Source organism: Aquabacterium sp. A08, from assembly GCF_011742065.1.
In genome coordinates this window covers 1-20,222 of sequence record NZ_JAAQQT010000562.1, presented here as the reverse complement: position 1 = coordinate 20,222, position 20,222 = coordinate 1, and the positions used below count along the sequence as shown (strand labels likewise).

At 69.3% G+C, this 20,222-nt stretch carries 13 protein-coding genes and 4 tRNA genes; 11 read left to right on the top strand and 6 right to left on the bottom strand.

Going from position 1 to position 20,222, the window contains the following annotated elements; translation table 11 throughout:
- Positions 1-789 (top strand): GGDEF domain-containing protein (locus HA630_RS06120; protein ID WP_166833307.1); only part of this gene is annotated, 789 nt, incomplete at its 5' end.
- On the opposite strand, the gene hpnE is transcribed toward HA630_RS06120, so the two are convergent.
- Genes hpnE through hpnC form a run of 5 tightly spaced genes read right to left on the bottom strand, consistent with a single transcriptional unit; the run spans position 761 to position 8,103 of the window.
- A complete protein-coding gene (gene hpnE, locus HA630_RS06115) occupies positions 761-2,134 on the bottom strand; it encodes a hydroxysqualene dehydroxylase HpnE (protein ID WP_166833305.1) in 1,374 nt (457 codons plus the stop codon). The two genes, HA630_RS06120 and hpnE, sit on opposite strands and share 29 nt — an antisense overlap.
- Positions 2,131-2,997, bottom strand: coding sequence for a presqualene diphosphate synthase HpnD (gene hpnD, locus HA630_RS06110; RefSeq protein WP_166833303.1), 867 nt, complete (start codon positions 2,995-2,997; stop codon positions 2,131-2,133). Before hpnD ends, hpnE begins: the two co-directional genes overlap by 4 nt.
- Positions 2,994-6,122: an efflux RND transporter permease subunit gene (locus HA630_RS06105; RefSeq protein WP_166833301.1), complete on the bottom strand. Its 3,129-nt coding sequence runs from the start codon at positions 6,120-6,122 to the stop codon at positions 2,994-2,996. The genes hpnD and HA630_RS06105 overlap by 4 nt, the downstream gene beginning before the upstream one ends.
- Positions 6,123-6,136: 14 nt before the next feature.
- Positions 6,137-7,207: an efflux RND transporter periplasmic adaptor subunit gene (locus HA630_RS06100; RefSeq protein ID WP_166833299.1), complete on the bottom strand. Its 1,071-nt coding sequence runs from the start codon at positions 7,205-7,207 to the stop codon at positions 6,137-6,139.
- Between the two features lie 5 nt (positions 7,208-7,212).
- Positions 7,213-8,103 (bottom strand): squalene synthase HpnC, encoded by an 891-nt coding sequence (gene hpnC / locus HA630_RS06095; RefSeq protein ID WP_166833297.1) that lies wholly within the window; start codon positions 8,101-8,103, stop codon positions 7,213-7,215.
- A gap of 124 nt (positions 8,104-8,227) precedes the next feature.
- Here hpnC and HA630_RS06090 point away from each other — a divergent pair, with 124 nt between their 5' ends.
- The 10 genes from HA630_RS06090 (at position 8,228) to HA630_RS06045 (ending at position 19,073) form a co-directional block, all read left to right on the top strand.
- A complete protein-coding gene (locus tag HA630_RS06090; RefSeq protein ID WP_166833295.1) occupies positions 8,228-9,328 on the top strand; it encodes an efflux RND transporter periplasmic adaptor subunit in 1,101 nt (366 codons plus the stop codon).
- A gap of 19 nt (positions 9,329-9,347) precedes the next feature.
- Complete coding sequence (locus HA630_RS06085; protein WP_166833293.1) at positions 9,348-12,491, top strand: efflux RND transporter permease subunit; 3,144 nt, start codon at positions 9,348-9,350, stop codon at positions 12,489-12,491.
- Between the two features lie 47 nt (positions 12,492-12,538).
- Positions 12,539-12,625: transfer RNA gene (locus tag HA630_RS06080), tRNA-Leu, on the top strand.
- 67 nt (positions 12,626-12,692) lie between these two features.
- Positions 12,693-14,006, top strand: coding sequence for a trigger factor (gene tig / locus HA630_RS06075; protein WP_166833291.1), 1,314 nt, complete (start codon positions 12,693-12,695; stop codon positions 14,004-14,006).
- A gap of 178 nt (positions 14,007-14,184) precedes the next feature.
- The gene (gene clpP / locus HA630_RS06070) at positions 14,185-14,796 is read left to right on the top strand and encodes an ATP-dependent Clp endopeptidase proteolytic subunit ClpP (protein ID WP_166833289.1); all 612 of its coding nucleotides are present in this window, start codon (positions 14,185-14,187) and stop codon (positions 14,794-14,796) included.
- A gap of 73 nt (positions 14,797-14,869) precedes the next feature.
- Complete coding sequence (gene clpX, locus HA630_RS06065; RefSeq protein WP_166833287.1) at positions 14,870-16,138, top strand: ATP-dependent Clp protease ATP-binding subunit ClpX; 1,269 nt, start codon at positions 14,870-14,872, stop codon at positions 16,136-16,138.
- A 100-nt stretch (positions 16,139-16,238) separates the two neighbouring features.
- On the top strand, positions 16,239-18,659 hold the full coding sequence (gene lon, locus HA630_RS06060; protein WP_166833283.1) for an endopeptidase La: 2,421 nt from the start codon (positions 16,239-16,241) through the stop codon (positions 18,657-18,659).
- Between the two features lie 97 nt (positions 18,660-18,756).
- Positions 18,757-18,832 (top strand) — tRNA-Gly (locus HA630_RS06055).
- Positions 18,833-18,895: 63 nt separating this feature from the next.
- A tRNA-Cys gene (locus HA630_RS06050) sits at positions 18,896-18,969 on the top strand.
- Between the two features lie 28 nt (positions 18,970-18,997).
- Positions 18,998-19,073 (top strand) — tRNA-Gly (locus HA630_RS06045).
- Positions 19,074-19,203: 130 nt separating this feature from the next.
- Here HA630_RS06045 and HA630_RS06040 read toward each other — a convergent pair.
- Positions 19,204-20,222, bottom strand: a 1,019-nt coding sequence (locus HA630_RS06040) for a LysM peptidoglycan-binding domain-containing protein (protein ID WP_166833281.1), incomplete at its 5' end; no start/stop codon positions are given.

Below are 20,222 nucleotides of genomic sequence, written 5' to 3'. Positions count from 1 at the left end.
TCGGTGGGCCTGTTCACGCTGGGGGCGGTGCCGGTGGCGGCGGTCAACGGCTGGTCGCTGGCCTGGCAGCATGGCCCGTGGGTGACGGGGCTGTGTGTGGCCATCCTGGTCTGGTACCTGTTGACCGTGGGGGTCACGGCCTACAGCCGCACCCTGGCCTTGCGCGCCATCCGCGAAAAGCTCAAGCAGCGCGAGCTGGAGTTGCAGGCGGCCAACCAGGCCCTGTTCGTGCGCCTGAGCGACATCGAGCACCTGCAGGGCATTCTCAAGGAGCAGGCCAACATCGACCCCCTGACCGGCCTCTACAACCGGCGCTACCTGCAGTCCACCTTGGACCGCGAATGGGCCCGCAGCCTGCGCGAGCAGCAGCCCCTGTGCGTGGTGCTGATCGACATCGATTACTTCAAGCGCGTCAACGACACCCACGGCCACGGCGTGGGCGACCAGGTGCTGGTGGCTCTGGGGCGGCTGCTGGCCAAGGGCGTGCGCACCGAGGACCTGGCCTGCCGCTACGGCGGCGAGGAGTTTCTGGTGCTGATGCCCAAGATGCCGCTGGACATGGCGTTGGAGCGTGCCGAGCAGTGGCGCCAGGGCTTTGCCGAGCAGGATATTCGGGTGGCTGGGGCCCGGCTGGCGCTGACCATGTCGCTGGGGGTGGCGGTGGCACCCGAACACGCCGCCTCGCCCGAAGAACTGGTGCGGCACGCCGACGAGGCGCTCTACCGCGCCAAGGCCCAGGGGCGCAACCAGGTGGTGGTGTTCAGCCGCCCGGACGCCCCGGGCGAGTGAGCGCCTGCGCCGCCTGCAGGCCGCTGCGCACGGCGCCTTCCAGCGTGGCGGGGTAGGGGCCGTCCACGTGGTCGCCCGCCGCCCACAACCCCGGGGCGATGGCCATCCCCGGCCGGCGCAGGTCTGGGGTGCAGGCAAAGGTGGCGCGTTTTTCCACCACGGTTTGCAGCGGCCGCAGCCCGGGCTGGGCCAGCGCGCCAGCCAGTTGTTCTCGCACGGCGTCTTCGATGGCCTGGCGGTCCCCGCTGCAGGCGCTGGCCACCGCGGCCAGCAGGCTGCCCCCGCCGGACCAGGTCGGGGCGGCACCCAGCGCGCTGCGGTCGAACACGAACTGCGCCGGGCCGCCGCGCAGGGCCAGCACCGGCGTGGCCTGCAGCGCGGCCACGGCCGACGGGCTGTAAAGGTAAACCGTGGCGATGCTTTCGTGGGCCAGTCCCTGCGCCCGGTCGCACCACTCGGCCGCCCCCGCGCCGGGCCACTGGGCCGAGGCCACCAGCCGAGCGGCCTCGGCGGCGGGGCAGGCCAGCACCACCTGGTCGACCGCGTGGGCGGTGTCGTCCAGCACCAGGCGCCAGCCGCCCGGCAGGGCGTGCAAGGCCTGCACGCGTCGGCCCGTTTGCAGCGATGCGCCGCCCGCGGCCAGCCGCTGCACGGCGGCGCGGGGGAGCAGTTCGCCCAGGTCCACGCGCGGCAGCAGCAGGTCGGAGGCACGCCAGGGCGCGTGGGCCGGGCCCAGCAGCGCATCGCGCAGCACCCGCAGGAACACCCGTGCGCTGGCCCGCGCCATGGGGGTGTTGAGCGCGGCCACGCACAACGGGTCGATCAGGTCGTCGCGCACGCGCGGCGGCAGGTCGCGGCACAGCGCGGCCACCGAGGTGTCTGCGGCGCAGGCAAAGCCCTGGCGCCGCCAGCGCGCCATGTGGGCCACAAAACCCAGCTTGTCGCGACAGCCCCAGCCGCCGGCCACGGCGGTGGCGGCCAGCACGGCCCATGGGGCCGGCCAGCGCGCGGCCCAGGCCGGGGTGGCCAGGCCACTGCCATCGGCAAACCGCAGGTTCAGGGGCACGGCGCGCAGCAGGTCGTCCGGTCGCAGACCCAGCCCTTGCATCAGGCCCAGCGTGGCGGTGTAGCCGCCGATCAGGATGTGCTGGCCGTTGTCCAGCACCAGCCGGGGCCGCTGCTCGGGGTGGGGCAGGTCGGTGGGCCAGGGCAGCTCCAGGCGGCGGGCGCGCCCACCCCAGGTGCGGGCGGCCTCCAGCAGCAGCACGTCGTGGCCGTCGGCCTGGGCCTGCAGCGCGGCCGCCAGTCCGGCCCAGCCGCCGCCGACAATGCCGACGCGGCTCACAGCCGCCCCAGGGCCTGCACCTTCCAGGCCAACCAGAATTTGCGCAGCGGCGTCAGGCTGACCCGCTGGGTCAGCACCGCCTGGGGGTCGGTGGCGATCTCGCGCAGCAGGGTGCGGTAGATGCTGGCCATCATCAGCCCAGGTTTCTGGGCGCGGCGGTCGGCGGCGGGCAGCAGGGCCAGGGCCTCGTCGTAGGTGGCCAGGGCGCGCTCGATCTGGAAACGCATCAGGGCCTGGAAGCGCGGGGCAAAGCTGGCGTTGCTGGCCCTGCCGCGCTTGATCAGTTCGTGCGCCTTGACGTCGAAGCGCTGCAGTTCGTTGACCGGCAGGTAGATGCGGCCGCGCACCGCGTCCTCGCCCACGTCGCGCACGATGTTGGTGAGCTGGAAGGCCAGCCCGAGCCGGTGCGCGTAGGTGGTGGTGGCGGGGTCGGTCTGGCCGAAGATGCGGGCGGCGACTTCGCCCACCACACCGGCCACCAGGTGGCAGTAGCGCTGCAGGTTGGCGTAGTCCAGGTAGCGCGACTGGTCCAGGTCCATCTGGCAGCCGTCGATCACCTGCAGCAGGTGATCGGCACCGATGCCGTAAGCGGCGGTGTGCGGTTGCAGGGCCTGCAGCGCCGGGTGTTCGGGCGCGCGCCCGCCGGGGGCGTAGGTCTGGAGCACCTGCTGGCGCCACCAGTTCAGCTTGGCCTGGGCCACGCCGGGGTCGCTGACCTCGTCCACCACGTCGTCGATTTCGCGGCAAAAGGCGTAAAACGCGGTGATGGCCGCGCGCCGCGGCGCCGGCAGGAACAGAAAGGCGTAGTAGAAGCTGCTGCCGGAGGCGGCGGCCTTCTGCTGGACGTAGTCTTGGGGCGTCATGCGGTGCGAGTGTAGGCCCTGGCCCGGCGGCGCATGAAGCTCAGGTAGAGCAGGGGCACCATGAACAGGGTCAGCACGGTGGACACGGCCAGCCCCCAGACGATGCTGGCCGCCACCGGCCCCCACAGCAGGCTTTGGCCACCCAGCCCGAAGGCCAGCGAGGCCAGCCCGCCGATGGTGGTGGTGGTGGTGATGAGGATGGGCACCACCCGCCGCCGCGCCGCGTACAGGGTGGCGTCGGCCAGGCCCATGCCGTGGGCCAGCCGGTCGTTGGCGGCGTCGATGAGGACGATGGCCGAGTTCACCGCGATGCCGGTCAGCGCGATCACCCCGTACAGGGTGTAGAGCGACAGCGGGTTGCCCGACAGCGCCAGCCCGTAGGCCACCCCGGTGAAGGCCAGCGGCACCGACACCAGGATCATCAGCGGCTGGAAGTAGCTGCGGAACTGCGCCGCCAGGATCAGGTAGATCAGCCCCAGCCCGAGCAGGAACAGGCGCTGCATGGCGGCCAGGCTTTCCTCGATGTCCTCCAGCTCGCCGGAAAAGTCCAGGTCCACCCCCGGGTGCTGGTCGCGCACGGCCGCCCAGGCGGTCTGGATCTGCCGGTTGGCGGCCTGGGTGTCGGTCACGTCCTTGTCCAGGTTGGCTTCGACGGTGATGGTGCGGCGCAGGTTGTGGTGGCGGATGAAGCCGCGGCCCGGCTGCACCTCGGCGTCCACCAGCGCGCCCAGCCGGGTGGTCTGGCCGTTGGGCAGAGCGACCGGTTCGTTGAGCAGCACCGCCGGGTCGGCGCGCAGGCCGCGCGCGGCGTCGCTGCGCACCCGCAGCTCCAGCTTGTCGCCCTCGTCGCGGGTGAAGGCCACGGTTTCGCCGTCCACCGCCAGCCGCACCAGGCGCGCCACCTGGCCGGCGTTGACGCCCAGTTCGCGCAGGGCCTCGCGGTTCAGGGTGAGCTGCAGTTGCGGGCGGCCCGGCAGGTTGTCGTCTTGCACATCGCGGCTGCCGGGCACCTGGGCGACGATGGCCTTGAGCGCGTCAGCCGCTGCCTGCAGGCGCTCGAAGTCGTCGCCACGCACCTTGACGCTGATGGCCTTGCCCGCCGGCGGCCCGCCGGCCAGCACGGTGAAGCTCTTGCGCCCGGGGCCGGGCAGGGTTTCGATGTCGGGGCGCAGCGCGTCCACCAGGGCCTGCACCTCGCGCGCGCCCTCGGTGCGCGGGTTGAGCGAAACGAACACCTGGCCGTACTGGTCGCCGTAAACCGGCTCGGTGTCGGTGAACTTGAGCCCGGCGGTGGAGGTGACGGCGCGGGCCTCGTGGCCCTCGGCGGCGTCGCCCACGCCGCGCAGGCGCTCGCGCACCGCGCGTTCCACTGCCTCGGTGGCGGCCAGGGTGTCCTCCAGCGAGGCGGTGGCCGGCAGGTCCACGTTGACGTAGAACGCCCGGATCGGGTCGAAGGCGAAGAACTGCACCCGCACCACCCCCGTGGCCACTAGGGCCACGGCGGCCGCCACGCTGGCCAGCCCCAACAGCGCCAGCCGCTTGGGCCGGCGCAGCACATAGGCCAGCGCCTGGCCGTAGCGCAGGCGGATGGCGCGGTTGAAGCCGTTGCGCCAGGCCTGTACCCGCGACGGGCGGTCAAAGCGCAGGCCCACCACGCCGACGTGCACCGGCATCATCCAGAACGCCTCGGCCAGCGAGATGAGCAGCGCCAACGTGACCACGAAGGGGATGACGAACATGAACTTGCCGACGATGCCCGGCAGCAGCATCAGTGGCAGGAAGGCGGCCAGGGTGGTGGCCACCGAGGCCAGCACCGGCTTCCAGACCTCGGCCATGCCCGCCAGGCTGGCGTCCAGCGCCTCCTGGCCGCGCTGCATGCGGTAGTAGATGGCCTCGACCACCACCACCGCGTCGTCCACCAGCATGCCCAGGGCAATCACCACGCCCAGCAGCACCGACACGTTGACCGTGTAGCCCAGGCTGGACAGCACCGCGAAGGTGCCCAGCAGCGAAAACGGAATGCCCAGCGCCACCAGCACCCCGATGCGCCAGCCCAGGAACACCCAGCACACCGCCAGCACCAGCAACACCCCATACAGGGCGTTGGTCTGCATCACGCCGATCGCCTCGCGCGTCGGCACGGTCTGGTCGTCGGTCAGGGCCAGCGTCAGCCCCTGGGGCGCCAGCAGCGCTTGCTGCTGCGCGATGTAGGTCTGGAGGCGGTCGACCAGTTCCAGCGTGTTGGTGCGGGACTTTTTGGTCACCGCCATGACGATGGCCGGCTGCCCGGCGCTGCTGGCGTACTGCGACGCCGGCGCCCGCGCGCGCTCGATGCGAGCCACCTCGCCCAGCCGCGCCCCGGCGCCGGGCCGCTGCGCCGACACCACCGGCAACGTGGCCAGGCCCTGCGGGTCGGTGAGCACGCCCTGCAGGCTGACCGACCAGGTGCCGTCCTGCGTCTTCAGGGTGCCGGCCGAGGTGTCGCGCCACCAGGCGCGCAGCGCATCGGCCACGTCGGCGCTGGTCAGGCCCCGGGCGGCCAGCGCGGCGGCGTCGGGGCTGACCAGGATTTCCGGGTCGCGCAGGCCCGAGGCAAACACCTGGTCCACCCCGCTCAGGCGCTCCAGGTCGGTCTTGATGCGCCGCGCGTTCAGGCGCAGCGTCTCGTCGTCGGCCTGGCCCAGCAGCCGCACCGAGGCGGTGGGGAAGCCGTTGGAGGTGGTGATCTCCAGGATGCGCGGCTCGCGCGCCTCGTCGGGCAGCTCGCTGGCGGCCTTGTTCTGGATTTCACGGCGCAGGTCGTTCATGCGCTTGTCGAAGGTGCGTTCGTCGATCTCGCGAAAGCGCACCAGCATGCTGGAGACGTTTTCGCGCGAGTTGGAGATGACGAAGCGCACGTCGGCCACGCCCTGGATCGCGTCCTCCAGCGGGTTGGTCACCAGCCGTTCCACGTCCTCGGCGCTGGCGCCGGGCAGGGCGGTGGTGATGTTGACCCAGTTGAAATTGATTTCCGGGTCCTGCTCGCGCGGCATCTGCTGGTAGCTGATGAGGCCAATGAGCAACACCACCACGAAAGCGATGTTGGCGAGCGGGTGGTTGGTGATGAGGCTGCGCAGGAACCGCATGGGGGGCCTCGGGTTCAGCGCAGCGGCTGGCCGTCTTGCAGGCCGGCCTGGCCTTGCACCACCACGGCGGTGTCGGCCGGCAGGCGCACCGGGGCGGCGCGCCCTTCCTGGGCGCCGGGCAGGGGCACAAAGCGCGCCGTGCCGTTGGCCTGCACGAACACGCCCAGTGCGTTGCCGCGCCGCACCAGCAGCGTGGCCGATACGTGCGGCGTGGGGTCACGCCAGCGCAGCAGGCCCGCGCTGCCCGCGGGCGCGGCGGCGGCTGGCTCCACAAAGGCCAGCCGCGCCGTCTGGCTGCGGCTGCTGGCCTGCAGCGTGGGGGTGATGCGAAGCAGGCGCACCGGCAGCACGCGGTCGGCGCTTTGTGGCTCGAAGTGCCGTTCGGTGCTGGCGCGCAGCCCGGCCACCTCGGTCGGGGCCACGGTGGCGCTGATTTCGCCGGCCCCGCTTTGCACCAGGTGGTACAGCACGCTGCCCGGGGCCACGGCCTCGCCCTGTTGCGCCAGGCGCTGCACCACGCTGCCATCGAACGGGGCCCGCACGGCGGTTTTGTCCAGCTGGCGCCGGGCCGTTTGCCATTGGACCTGGGCCTGGGCCACCTCGGCCTGTTGCAGGGCCACGTCGGTTTCGCGCTGGGCCAGGGCTTCGGGCGAGAAAAAGCCCTGCGCCACCAGCTCGCGCGCGCGCAGGAGTTGCGCCTGGCCCAGCGCCAGGCGGGCCTGGGCGGCGTCGCGCGCGGCCTGGGCGCGTTGCAGCGCCAGCTCCGCATCGCGCGGATCGATCTGGGCCAGCAATTGCCCACGGCGCACCGGCTCGCCCACGTCCACGGTCCAGCGCAGCAGCGTGCCGCTGCTTTCGGCCGCCAGCCGCGATTCGTTGCGCGGCACCACCTGGGCCGGTGCGGTGTGGTGGGGGTAGAGCCAGACGCGGTCCAGCCGGGCGGTCTGCACCGCGGCTGCGACCGTGGCCGTGGCTGGGGCCGCAGGGGCGTTCTGGGCCCAGGCGCCAGGCAGGGCACAGGCCAGCACCCACACCAGCGCCCAGGGGCGGTGGCGGGGGGACAGGGGTTGGGTGGGGCAAGTCATGCGGTTCAGCGGGATTCGGTGGGCCCGGTGGGGGCAGGGGTCGGTCCGGGGCCAGGGCGCATCCACAGCGCCCGCCACAGCAGTGGCAGGGCGTCGCGGGTGCGCAGCGTGGGCCGGTGTTCCCAGGTGCGGCAGCCTTGGGCTTCGATGCGGTCGAGCACGCGCAGTCCGCCCTGCACCACCAGCCGCAGCTCCCAGCCGGCGCGGCCCGGCAGGCGCAGCGCCAGCGGGGCGCCTTGTTGCATCAGGGCACGGGCGTGCTGCACCAGTTCCCGCACCATGGCGGCGGCGTGGGGCGCCGGCCGGCCGGGGCGCAGGTCGGTCGCGGCCACGCCGTGGCGCCGCAGGGCGTCCAGCGGCAGGTAGTGGCGCCCGCGCGGCAGGTCCACCGACAGGTCTTGCCAGAAGTTGACCAGCTGCAGGGCGCTGCAGATGGCGTCGCTCTGGCGCAGGGCGTCGGGGCTGTCCACCCGGTACAGGTGCAACAGCAGCCTGCCGACGGGGTTGGCCGAGCGCCGGCAGTAGTCCAGCAGGGCGGTCAGGTCGGGGTAGCGGATGCCGTCGGCGGTGTGGCGCACGTCCTGCTCGAAGGCGTCCAGCAGGTCCAGCAGCGGCGCCAGCGGCAGCCGGTGTTCGGCCACCTGCCGGGCCAGGGGAGCCATGACCTGCGGCCAACGGCACGAGGGCCGAGCCGCCCCGCCACACACCGCCTGCAGCACGTCGGCGCGGTACTCGGCCAGGTCGGCCAGCCGTTGCGCGGCCGGGGCATCGCCCTCGTCGGCCAGGTCGTCGGCGGTGCGGGCGTAGTGGTAGATCGCGGCGATCGGCGCGCGGTAGCGCGGCGGGCACCACCAGCTGGCCACCGGAAAATTCTCGTAGTGCTCGACACCCTGCATGCCGGGATGTTGCCACAGCGCCGTGTCGCCCCGCGCGCTGGCGCACAAAAGCCGGACGTCGCCCACCCTTGGGGTATCATCGTGTTAATAACCCGTCGGTCATTAAATTCGGAGGCCCGCCCCCATGTCGCGTATTGCAATTGTGTCCCTGGCTTGCGCGGGGGCCTTGGCCCTGTCCGCCTGTTCCCGTCCGGCGCCGCCGGACGAACCGGTGCGCGCCGTCAAACTGGTGCAGGTGGAAGCCGCCGGCCACACCGGCTCGGCCGAATACGCCGCCGTCATCCAGGCCCGCACCGAATCGCGGCTGGGCTTTCGCGTCGGCGGGCAGCTGCTGCAGCGCCCGGCCGAGGTGGGGCAGGCGGTGAAGGCCGGCCAGCTGCTGGCCCTGTTGGACCCGCGCGACTACCAGGCCGCGGCCCAGGCTGCCGCGGCCCAGGTGGCGGCGGCCCGCACCCAGCGCGACCTGGCCGCGGCCGACCTGCGCCGCTTCGAGAGCCTGCGGGCGCAGGGTTTCATCAGCGGGGCCGAGCTGGAACGCCGCCAGACCGGGCTGAACGCCGCCCAAGCGGCGCTGGACCAGGCCCAGGCCCAGGCCACGGTGCAGCAGAACCAGGCCGGCTACACCCGCCTGCTCGCCGACGCCGACGGCGTGGTGGTGGCGGTCGAGGCCGAACCCGGCCAGGTGCTGGGCGCCGGCAGCCCGGTGCTGCGGCTGGCGCGCAGCGGGCCGCGCGACGCGGTGCTGGCCCTGCCCGAGGACCGCTTGTCGGCGGTGCGCGTTGGCCAGCCGGCCGAGGTGCGCCTGTGGGCGCAGCCAGGGGGCGCGGCCGCCGTCTGGACCGGCCGGGTGCGTGAAGTCGCCGCCAGCGCCGACCCCTTGACCCGCACCTACGCGGTCAAGGTGGCGCTGGACGCCCAGCCGCAACCGCCCTTGGGCGCCACCGCCACGGTGCGGCTGGCCCCGCCGGCCGGCTCGGCGGCCCCGGCCGCTGGCCCGGTGCGCCTGCCCACCAGCGCCCTGTGGCAGCAGGGCAGCGGCAGCGCGGTGTGGGTGTTCGACGCCCAGGCCGGCGTGGTCCGCGCCCGCGCGGTGCAGGTGGCCGGGGTGGACGGGCAGCAAGCCCTGATCGCCCAGGGCCTGCAGGGCGGCGAAGAGGTGGTGGCCGCCGGCACCCACGTGCTCAGCGAAGGCCAGCCAGTGGTGCGCTACGGCGCGTCCCGCTGACCCCCGACCGGAGACCCGCATGAGCGACAGCCCCCGCCGTTCCCGCTTCAACCTGTCCGAATGGGCGCTGAACCACCAGCCTCTGACGCGCTACCTCATGTTCGTGCTGCTGGTGCTGGGCTTTGCCGCCTTCTTCCAGCTCGGCCAGGACGAAGACCCGCCCTTCAACTTCCGCGCCATGGTCGTGCGCGCCTACTGGCCCGGCGCCAGCGCGCAGCAGATGGCCGAGCAGGTCGCCGACAAGCTCGAAAAAACCCTGCAGGAAACGCCCTATGCCGACATCATCCGCAGCTACTCCAAGCCGGGCGAGACGCTGATCGTCTTCCAGGTGGCCGACTCGTCACCGCCGAAGGAGCTGCAGCAGATCTGGTACACGGTGCGCAAAAAGATCGGCGACATGCGCGCCACCCTGCCGGCCGGGGTGCAGGGGCCGTTTTTCAACGACGAGTTCGGCGACGTGTTCGGCGTGGTCTACGCTTTGCAGGGCACCGGCTACAGCCCGGCCGAGCTCAAGACCGAGGCCGACCGCATCCGCCAGCAATTGCTGGCCGTGCCCAGCGTGTCCAAGGTCGAGCTCTACGGCGTGCAGGACGAGAAAATCTTCATCGAGGTGTCCCGCCAGCGCCTGGCCACCCTGGGTCTGGACCTGAACCAGGTGCTGGACCAGCTGGGTCAGCAGAACGCGGTGGCGCCGGCCGGCACGGTGCAGACCGGCGGCGACGCCATCGGCGTGCGGGTGGACGGCGCCTTCCAGTCGGTGGACGCGTTGCGGGCCATGCCGATCCGGGCCGCCAACGGCCGCCAACTGCGGCTGGGTGACGTGGCCGACATCCGGCGCGACTACCTCGATCCGCCCCAGGTGAAGGTGCGCCACCAGGGCCAGGACAGCATCGCCCTGGGTGTGTCCATGGCCAAGGGCGGCGACATCATCGCCCTCGGCAAAGCCCTGGCGCTGCAGCAGGCCGAACTGGCGCGCGGCCTGCCCGCTGGCATGCAGCTGCTGCAGGTGCAAGACCAGCCGGCCACGGTGTCGCGCTCGGTCAACGAGTTCGTCATGGTGTTGATCGAGGCGGTGGTGGTGGTGCTGCTGGTCAGCTTCCTCAGCCTGGGGCTGCACCGCAACCCACAGGGCCGCGGCTGGCGCCGCTACACCCTGGACGTGCGGCCCGGCCTGGTGGTGTTCATCACCATCCCGCTGGTGCTGGCCATGACCTTTCTGGTCATGCAGTACTTCGGCATCGGCCTGCACAAAATCTCGCTGGGCTCGCTCATCATCGCCCTGGGCCTGCTGGTGGACGACGCCATCATCGCCGTGGAAATGATGGTGCGCAAGCTGGAGGAGGGCCACACCATGCTGAGCGCGGCCACCTTCACCTGGGACGTGACGGCCATGCCCATGCTCACCGGCACGCTCATCACCGCCGCCGGCTTCCTGCCCATCGGTTTCGCCCAGTCCACGGTCGGGGAATACACCTTCGCCATCTTCGCGGTCACCGCCGCCGCCCTGGTGCTGTCGTGGATCGTCGCGGTCTACTTCGTGCCCTACCTGGGCGTCAAGCTGCTCAAGGTGAAGGTGCACACCGGCCCGGTGGCCGAGGTCTTCGACGGCCCCTTCTACACCCGTTTTCGCGCCACCGTGGACTGGTGCGTGCGCCACCGCTGGCTCACCATCGGCGTCACCCTGCTGGTGTTTGTGCTCGGTCTGCTGGGCATGAAGCACGTGCAGCAGCAGTTCTTCCCCGACTCCAACCGCCCCGAAATCATGGTGGACGTGTGGCTGCCCGAAGGCAGCACCTTCGCCGCCAACGAGGCCGTGACCCAGCGCCTGGAGGCGCGCCTTGGTGAGCAGCCCGGGGTGCGTCACGTGACCGCCTGGGTCGGCTCGGGCCTGCCGCGCTTTTACCTGCCGCTGGACCAGATTTTTCCGCAAAGCAACGTGTCGCAGCTGCTGCTCATGCCCGACAGCCTGGCGGTGCGCGACCGGCTGATGCGCGAGCTGCCGCAACTGCTGGCCAGCGAATTCCCCGAGGTGCGGGGCCGCGTCAAGCTGCTGGCCAACGGCCCGCCGGTGGCCTACCCGGTGCAGTTCCGGGTCTATGGCCCCGACCCGGTGCTGCTGCGCGAGCGCGCCGACCAGGTCAAACAGGCCATGCGCGCCAGCCCGAACACCCGCGGCGTCAACGACAACTGGAACGAGTCGGTCAAAACCGTGCGGCTGGAGGTGGACCAGACCAAGGCCCGCGCCCTGGGCGTGAGCAGCGCTTCCATCGCCCAGACCGCGCGCACCGCCTTGTCGGGCACCACGGTCGGCCAGTACCGCGAGGGCGACCGGCTCATCGACATCGTGCTGCGCCAGCCCCTGGCCGAACGCGACGCGGTGTCCGAACTGGCCAACGCCTACCTGCCCAGCGCCAGTGGCCAGCCGATTCCGCTGACGCAGATCGCGCGCCCGGTGTTCGCCTGGGAGCCGGGGGTGATGTGGCGCGAAAACCGCGAATACGCCATCACCGTGCAGGGCGACATCGTTGCCGGTGTGCAGGGCGCCACCGTGACCAACGAGCTGCTGCCCGCCATCCGCGCGCTCGAAGCCGACTGGGGCCGCGCCGGCCCGCCGGGCTACCGCGTCGAGGTGGCCGGCACCGTGGCCGAAAGCAGCAAGGGCCAGGGCTCGATCGCCGCCGGGGTGCCGATGATGCTGTTCGTCATCTTCACCCTGCTCATGCTGCAGCTGCACAGCTTCAGCCGCGCCATGCTGGTCTTCCTCACCGGCCCGCTGGGCCTGGCCGGGGTGGCCGCCGCGCTGCTGCTGCTCAACCGGCCCTTCGGCTTTGTGGCGCTGTTGGGCGTCATCGCGCTCATGGGCATGATCATGCGCAACTCGGTCATCCTCATCGACCAGATCGAGCAGGACCGCGCCGCCGGCGTGCCCGCCTGGGACGCGATCGTCGAGGCCGCGGTGCGCCGCCTGCGCCCCATTGTGCTGACCGCCGCCGCCGCCGTGCTGGCCATGATCCCGCTGTCGCGCAGCGTGTTCTGGGGCCCGATGGCGGTGGCCATCATGGGTGGGCTGATCGTGGCCACCGTGCTGACGCTGCTGGCCTTGCCGGCCATGTACGCCGCGTGGTTCCGTGTCCGGCGCGAACCGGCGCCTGCCTTACAATAAGAGGTTTGCCGTTGCGGTGCCCCTGGCACCCAGCGGCTCAAACCACAGCGCGGGTGGCGAAATTGGTAGACGCACCAGGTTTAGGTCCTGACGCCAGCAATGGTGTGGGGGTTCGAGTCCCCCCCCGCGCACCACACATTTGAACCGGATTGTTCAGTGGCAGCCCGCCAGGCTGCCCTGTTGCCCCTACAGGAGAAAACCATGGCCGTGAACGTTGAAACCCTGGAAAAGCTGGAGCGCAAGATCACGCTCGAACTGCCGGTGGACGCCATCCAGAAGGAAGTGGAAGCCCGCCTCAAGCGCATGCAGCGCCAGGTCAAGATGGACGGTTTCCGTCCCGGCAAGGTGCCGATGAGCGTGGTGGCCAAGCAGTACGGCTACTCGGTGCAGTACGAAGTCATGAACGACAAGGTCGGTCAGGCCTTCAACGCCGCCGCCGCCGAAGCGCAGCTGCGCATCGCCGGTCAGCCGCGCATCAACGAAAAGGACGGCGCCCCCGAAGGCGTGGTGGCGTTTGAAGCCATCTTTGAGGTCTTCCCCGAGGTCAAGATCAACGACCTGTCCGCCGCCGAAGTGGAAAAGCTCAGCGCCGCCGTGGACGACGCCGCCATCGACCGCACCCTGGACATCCTGCGCAAGCAGCGCCGCACCTTCGTGGCGCGCACCGCCGACGACGCCGCCACCGACGGCGACCGCGTGACCATCGACTTCGAAGGCAAGATCGACGGCGAGCCGTTTGAAGGCGGCAAGGCCGAAGGCTTCCAGTTCCTGGTGGGCGAAGGCCAGATGCTCAAGGAATTCGAAGACGCGGTGCGCGGCATGAAGGCCGGCGAGTCCAAGACCTTCCCGCTGAACTTCCCGGCCGACTACCACGGCAAGGACGTGGCCGGCAAGACCGCCGACTTCCTGGTGACCCTGAACAAGGTCGAAGCCCAGCAGCTGCCCGAGGTGAACGAGGCATTCGTCCAGTCCCTGGGCATTGCCGATGGCACCGTGGCCGCCCTGCGCGCCGACATCCAGAAGAACCTGGAGCGCGAAGTCAAGTTCCGCCTGCTGGCCCGCAACAAGGCCGCCGCCATGGACGCGCTGGTCGCCCAGTCCGAGCTGGACCTGCCCAAGGCCAGCGTGGAAGCCGAGGTGGCCCGCCTGGTGGAAGGCGCCCGCGCCGACCTGAAGCAGCGCGGCGTCAAGGATGCTGACAAGGCCCCGATCCCGGCCGAACTGTTCCAGGAACAGGCCGAGCGCCGCGTGCGCCTGGGTCTGGTGGTGGCCGAACTGGTCAACGCCAACCAGCTGCAGGCCACGCCCGAGCAGATCGACGCCCACATCAACGAGCTGGCTGCCTCCTACGAGAGCCCGGCCGACGTGGTGCGCTGGTACAAGGGCGACAACCGCCGTCTGGCCGAGGTCGAAGCCATCGTCATCGAAAACAACGTCACCGAATTCGTGTTCGGCAAGGCCAAGGTGACCGACAAGGCCGTCAGCTTCGAAGAACTGATGGGCCAGCAGGGCTGATCCAGCGGCCTCGGGCACCCCAGGGGGCCCGGACCGGCAGGGCGGGCACACACCCGCCCTTTTTTTTGCCAGAACGCCCCCCAACTGCCGTGCCGTGGTCGCCCGCCGGCCTTGGCGCCGCCAATGCCTCTCGGCTTTGGTTACAGTTGGGCGTTGTACAGATTTTCGGAGCACACACATGAGCGCATTGGATGCACACAACCTGGGCATGGTCCCCATGGTCATCGAACAGTCGGGCCGTGGCGAACGCGCCTACGACATCTACTCCCGCCTGCTCAAAGAGCGCGTGGTGTTTCTGGTCGGCCCGGTCAACGACCAGTCGGCCAACCTCGTCGTCGCCCAGATGCTGTTCCTGGAAAGCGAAAACCCCGACAAGGACATCCACTTCTACATCAACTCGCCCGGGGGCTCGGTGAGCGCCGGCATGTCGATCTTCGACACGATGAACTTCATCAAGCCCGACGTGTCCACCCTGTGCATGGGCATGGCCGCCAGCATGGGCGCCTTCCTGCTGGCCGCGGGCACCAAGGGCAAGCGCTTTGCGCTGCCCAACTCGCGCGTCATGATCCACCAGCCGCTGGGCGGCGCCCAGGGCCAGGCCACCGACATCGAGATCCACGCCCGCGAAATCCTGCGCCTGCGCGCCGACCTGAACAAGATCCTGGCCGAGCGCACCGGCCAGCCGCTGGACAAGATCGAGCGCGACACCGAACGCGACTACTTCATGGCGGCGGCCGAAGCGGCAGAATACGGCCTGATCGACAAGGTCATCGACAAGCGCGGCGCCTGAACGGCCCCCGCCGGGCCTCCCGTATCATTGCCGGCAACGGCGACTTCCCGAGACAGCAGCAAGGCACCCCCATATGGCCGATAAAAAAAGCGCCAACAGCGACAAAACCCTTTACTGCTCCTTCTGTGGCAAGAGCCAGCACGAGGTCAAGAAACTGATCGCTGGCCCCTCGGTGTTCATCTGCGAAGAGTGCATCGACCTGTGCAACGACATCATCCGCGACGAACTGCCGCCCTCCACCGTTGGCGCCGCCGCCGAGGGGGACGCGCTGCCCACGCCGCTGGAGATCAAGCAGCACCTGGACCACTACGTGATCGGGCAGGAAGCGGCGAAAAAGTCGCTGTCGGTGGCGGTGTACAACCACTACAAGCGCCTGCGCCACAAAGAGGTGGCCAAGAAGGACGACGTGGAGCTGGCCAAGAGCAACATCCTGCTGATCGGGCCCACCGGTTCGGGCAAGACGCTGCTGGCCCAGACCCTGGCGCGCCGCCTGAACGTGCCCTTCGTCATGGCCGACGCCACCACGCTGACCGAAGCCGGCTACGTCGGCGAGGACGTGGAAAACATCATCGCCAAGCTGCTGCAGACCTGCAACTACGACGCCAGCAAGGCGCAGCAGGGCATCGTCTACATCGACGAGATCGACAAGATCACCCGCAAGTCCGAGAACCCGTCCATCACCCGCGACGTCTCGGGTGAGGGCGTGCAGCAGGCGCTGCTCAAGCTGATTGAAGGCACGCTGGCCTCGGTGCCGCCCCAGGGCGGGCGCAAGCACCCGAACCAGGACATGTTGCAGGTGGACACGGCCAACATCCTGTTCATTTGCGGTGGCGCCTTTGCCGGCCTGGAGAAAATCGTGGAGCAGCGCACCGAAGCCGCCGGCATCGGCTTTGGTGCCAGCGTCAAGAGCAAGAAGGAACGCAGCCTGACCGAGGTGTTCGCCGACGTCGAGCCCGACGACCTGGTGCGCTTCGGCCTGATTCCCGAACTCGTGGGCCGCCTGCCCGTGGTCACCGCCCTGGCCGAACTGGGCGAGGACGCGCTGGTGGACATCCTGACCGAGCCCAAGAACGCGGTGGTCAAGCAATTTGCCCAACTGCTGCAGATGGAAGGTGTGGAGCTGGAGGTGCGCAACGGCGCGCTCAAGGCCATCGCGCGCAAGGCCATCAAGCGCAAGACCGGTGCCCGCGGTCTGCGCTCCATCCTGGAACAGGCGCTGATGGACACCATGTTTGAACTCCCCAGCATCGGCAACGTCGAAAAGGTGGTGGTGGACGAGTCCACCATCGAAGACGGCAAGGCGCCCCTGCTGGTGTACCGCGAAGCCGCCCGACAGGCCTGACCCGACGGGGCGGGGCGCCCGGCGCCCTTGCCCCCACTGGCAAGCGGGTTGAAGCGGCCGAATGTGCCCCCACTTGCCACATCTATTTTGAGGTAAGACGATGTCCGGACACACCCTTCTCCCGAGCCAACCCGTCACGCTGCCGCTGCTGCCGCTGCGCGACGTGGTGGTGTTTCCCCACATGGTGATCCCGCTCTTCGTGGGCCGGCCCAAGAGCATCAAAGCGCTGGAAACCGCGATGGAGCACGAGCGCCGCATCATGCTGGTGGCTCAGAAAGCCGCCGCCAAGGACGATCCCACCCCCGACGACCTGTTCGAGATGGGCTGTGTCGCCAGCATCCTGCAGATGCTCAAGCTGCCCGACGGCACGGTGAAGGTGCTGGTGGAGGGCGTGCAGCGCGCCCAGGTGCGGTCGGTGGTGGACGGGGAAGAGCACTTCCACGCCGAGGTGACCCCGGTGGCCGCCGAGGCCGAGGCGCCGCAGGACGCGACCGAACTCGAAGCGCTGCGCCGCGCGGTCATGCAGCAGTTCGACCAGTACGTCAAGCTCAACAAGAAAATCCCGTCCGAGATCCTGACCTCCATCGCCAGCATCGACGACGCCGGCCGCCTGGCCGACACCATCGCCGCGCACCTGCCGCTCAAGCTGGAGGCCAAGCAGAGCGTGCTCGACCTCGACGGCGTGACCCAGCGCCTGGAAAACCTGTTCAGCCAGCTCGAACGCGAAGTCGATATCCTGAACGTGGACAAGCGCATCCGCGGTCGCGTCAAGCGCCAGATGGAGAAAAACCAGCGCGACTTCTACCTGAACGAACAGGTCAAGGCCATCCAGAAAGAACTTGGCGAGGGCGAAGAGGGCGCCGACATCGAGGAGATCGAAAAGAAGATCAAACTCGCCAAGATGCCCGCCGAAGCCCGCAAGAAGGCCGAAGCCGAGCTGAAAAAGCTCAAGCTGATGTCGCCCATGTCGGCCGAGGCCACCGTGGTGCGCAACTACATCGACGTGCTGGTGGGCCTGCCCTGGAGCAAGAAAACCAAGATCAAGCACGACCTGGCCTTTGCCGAAGACGTGCTGAACGAGGACCACTACGGCCTGGACAAGGTCAAGGACCGCATCCTCGAATACCTCGCGGTGCAACAGCGGGTGGACAAGGTCAAGGCCCCCATCCTGTGCCTGGTGGGGCCCCCGGGCGTGGGCAAGACCTCGCTGGGCCAGTCGGTGGCCAAGGCGACCGGGCGCAAGTACGTGCGCATGGCCCTGGGCGGCATGCGCGACGAGGCCGAGATCCGCGGCCACCGCCGCACCTACATCGGTGCCATGCCGGGCAAGGTGCTGCAGAGCCTGAACAAGGTCGGCACCAAGAACCCGCTGTTCCTGCTGGACGAGATCGACAAGCTGGGCATGGATTTCCGCGGTGATCCGTCGTCCGCGCTGCTGGAGGTGCTGGACCCCGAGCAGAACCACACCTTCGCCGACCACTACGTCGAGGTCGATTTCGACCTGAGCGACGTGATGTTCGTGGCGACTTCCAACTCGATGAACATCCCGCCGGCGCTGCTGGACCGGATGGAGGTGATCCGCCTGAGCGGTTACACCGAGGACGAGAAAACCAACATCGCGCAGAAGTACCTGCTGCCCAAGCAGTTGAAGAACAACGGCATCCAGAACGACGAGTTGACGGTGACCGAAGACGCCCTGCGCGACGTGGTGCGTTACTACACCCGCGAGGCCGGCGTGCGTTCGCTGGAGCGCGAGCTGTCCAAGATCTGCCGCAAGGTGGTCAAGGGCCTGCTGCTGAAAAAGTACACCCCCACGGTGGAGGTGAACGCCGAGAACCTGAGCGACTTTTTGGGTGTGCGCAAGTACACCTACGGCCGTGCCGAGGCGCAGAATCAGGTGGGCCAGGTGGTCGGTTTGGCCTGGACCGAGGTGGGCGGCGACCTGCTGACCATCGAGGCCGCGCTGATGCCGGGCAAGGGCAACGTGATCCGCACCGGCTCGCTGGGCGACGTGATGAAGGAGTCGGTCGAGGCCGCGCGCACCGTGGTGCGCAGCCGCGCGCGGGCGCTGGGCATCAAGGACGAGGTGTTCGAGAAGAAGGACATCCACATCCACGTGCCCGACGGCGCCACGCCCAAGGACGGCCCCAGTGCCGGGGCGGCCATGACGACCACCATGGTGTCGGCGCTGACCGGTATTCCGGTGCGGGCCGACGTGGCGATGACCGGTGAAATCACCCTGCGGGGCGAGGTCACGGCGATTGGCGGGTTGAAGGAAAAGCTGCTGGCCGCGCTGCGTGGCGGCATCAAGACGGTGCTCATCCCCGAAGAAAACGTCAAGGACCTGGCCGAAATTCCGGACAACGTGAAGGAAGGCCTGGAGATCGTGCCGGTGCGCTGGATCGACCGGGTGTTGGAGATTGCCCTGGAGCGCTACCCCAGCCCCCTGACCGAGGAGGAGGCCGCTGCGGTGGCCCCAACGGCGGCCACGGCCGAGAGCCCCCCGGCGGTGAAGCATTGATGCAAAAATTCTGTACCGGGTTTGACGATGGCGTCAAAATCGGTATAGAATAAGGGCTTCAAACAACGCAGCGGCAACGCCAAATTGGTTGAAACATGCGGGATTAGCTCAGTTGGTAGAGCGATACCTTGCCAAGGTATAGGTCGAGAGTTCGAGCCTCTTATCCCGCTCCATATTTAGGTCGCCGCGCAAGCGGTGGCGGTGATCCAGTCGCATGACCGGACAGAACCCAACAGGGCGCGGTAGCAAAGCGGTTATGCACCGGATTGCAAATCCGTGTAGGTCGGTTCGACTCCGGCCCGCGCCTCCAAGTTGATGGCTTGCGCAAGCAGGTCCATGCGGGATTAGCTCAGTTGGTAGAGCGATACCTTGCCAAGGTATAGGTCGAGAGTTCGAGCCTCTTATCCCGCTCCAATACGCAAACAGCCTTCAGGAAACTGAAGGCTGTTTTGCTTTCTGGGTGGCTTTTCCATCGGGTTTCTGTCGCACTGGTCAATGCGCGCGGTCTCCCGTGCTCGCCCAGGCCCCGCTGGGCCAAGGCGCCTCAGCGCGCGGTGACCGGGGTCTTGCTGCTGGCCACCGTGGTCTTCTTGCCGGTCTGCGATTTGGCGGTTTTGGGCGGGGATTGGGCCGGCGGTTTCTGGGCGGTCTTCACCTTTTGGGTCTTCTGGGTAGCCGCGGCTTTGGCGGTCTTGTTCCCTTTGGGCTTGTTTTTGGTCACGGTGGCCGCCTTGCGGCTGCCTCGGTCTGCGTCGCCATGCGCCACCGCCTGTGCCTCCGCACGCACCACCAGCAGCGTCTGGCCGGCGCGCAAGGGGGTGTGGGCCTGGAGCCGGTTCCAGCGCCGCAGTTCGGCCACACTGACGCGGTGGCGCTTGGCGAACTTGGCCTGGGTGTCGCCGGCCCGTACCTTGACGCGCTGGCTGCGCTGGGCGGCCCGTTCGGGCACGAACTGGATCTGGCCGTTGTCGGCGATGTGTTCGGGCACGTCCCGGTCCAGCGTGCCCTGGCGCGGCACCAGCACGGTGGAGCCGGCGCGCAACAGCATGCGCGGGGGGATCTTGTTGATTTCGCGCAGTTCGGTTTCGCTCAGCCCGTGCTGCTGGGCGGCGTGCGCGGCGGTCATGTGGCTGGGCACGCGCCACGCGGTCCAACTGGCGGTGGGCCCGGTGTGCTGGCGCAGCCGCTCTTCAAAGCGCAGGGCGTTGTCCCAGGGCAGCAGGATGGTCGGCGTGCCCGCGGCCATCACGACCGGCTTGTTGTGCGAAGGGTTGAGCTGGCGAAAGTCTTTTTCGCTCACCTCGGCCAACTGGGCGATGAGGCTGACGTCGAGATCGCGGTCGACAGTGACCGAGTCGAAGAAAGGGTGGTTTCCGACGGGCGGCAGGCCGATACCGAACTGCCCCGGGGCCCGCACGATGTTTTTGACCGCCTGCAGCTTGGGCACGTAGTCGCGTGTTTCGGCGGGCATGCGCAGGTCCTCGTAGCCGGTGCCCAGGCCCTCGGCCTGGTTGCGCTTGATGGCGCGCATCACATTGCCTTCGCCCCAGTTGTAGGCGGCCA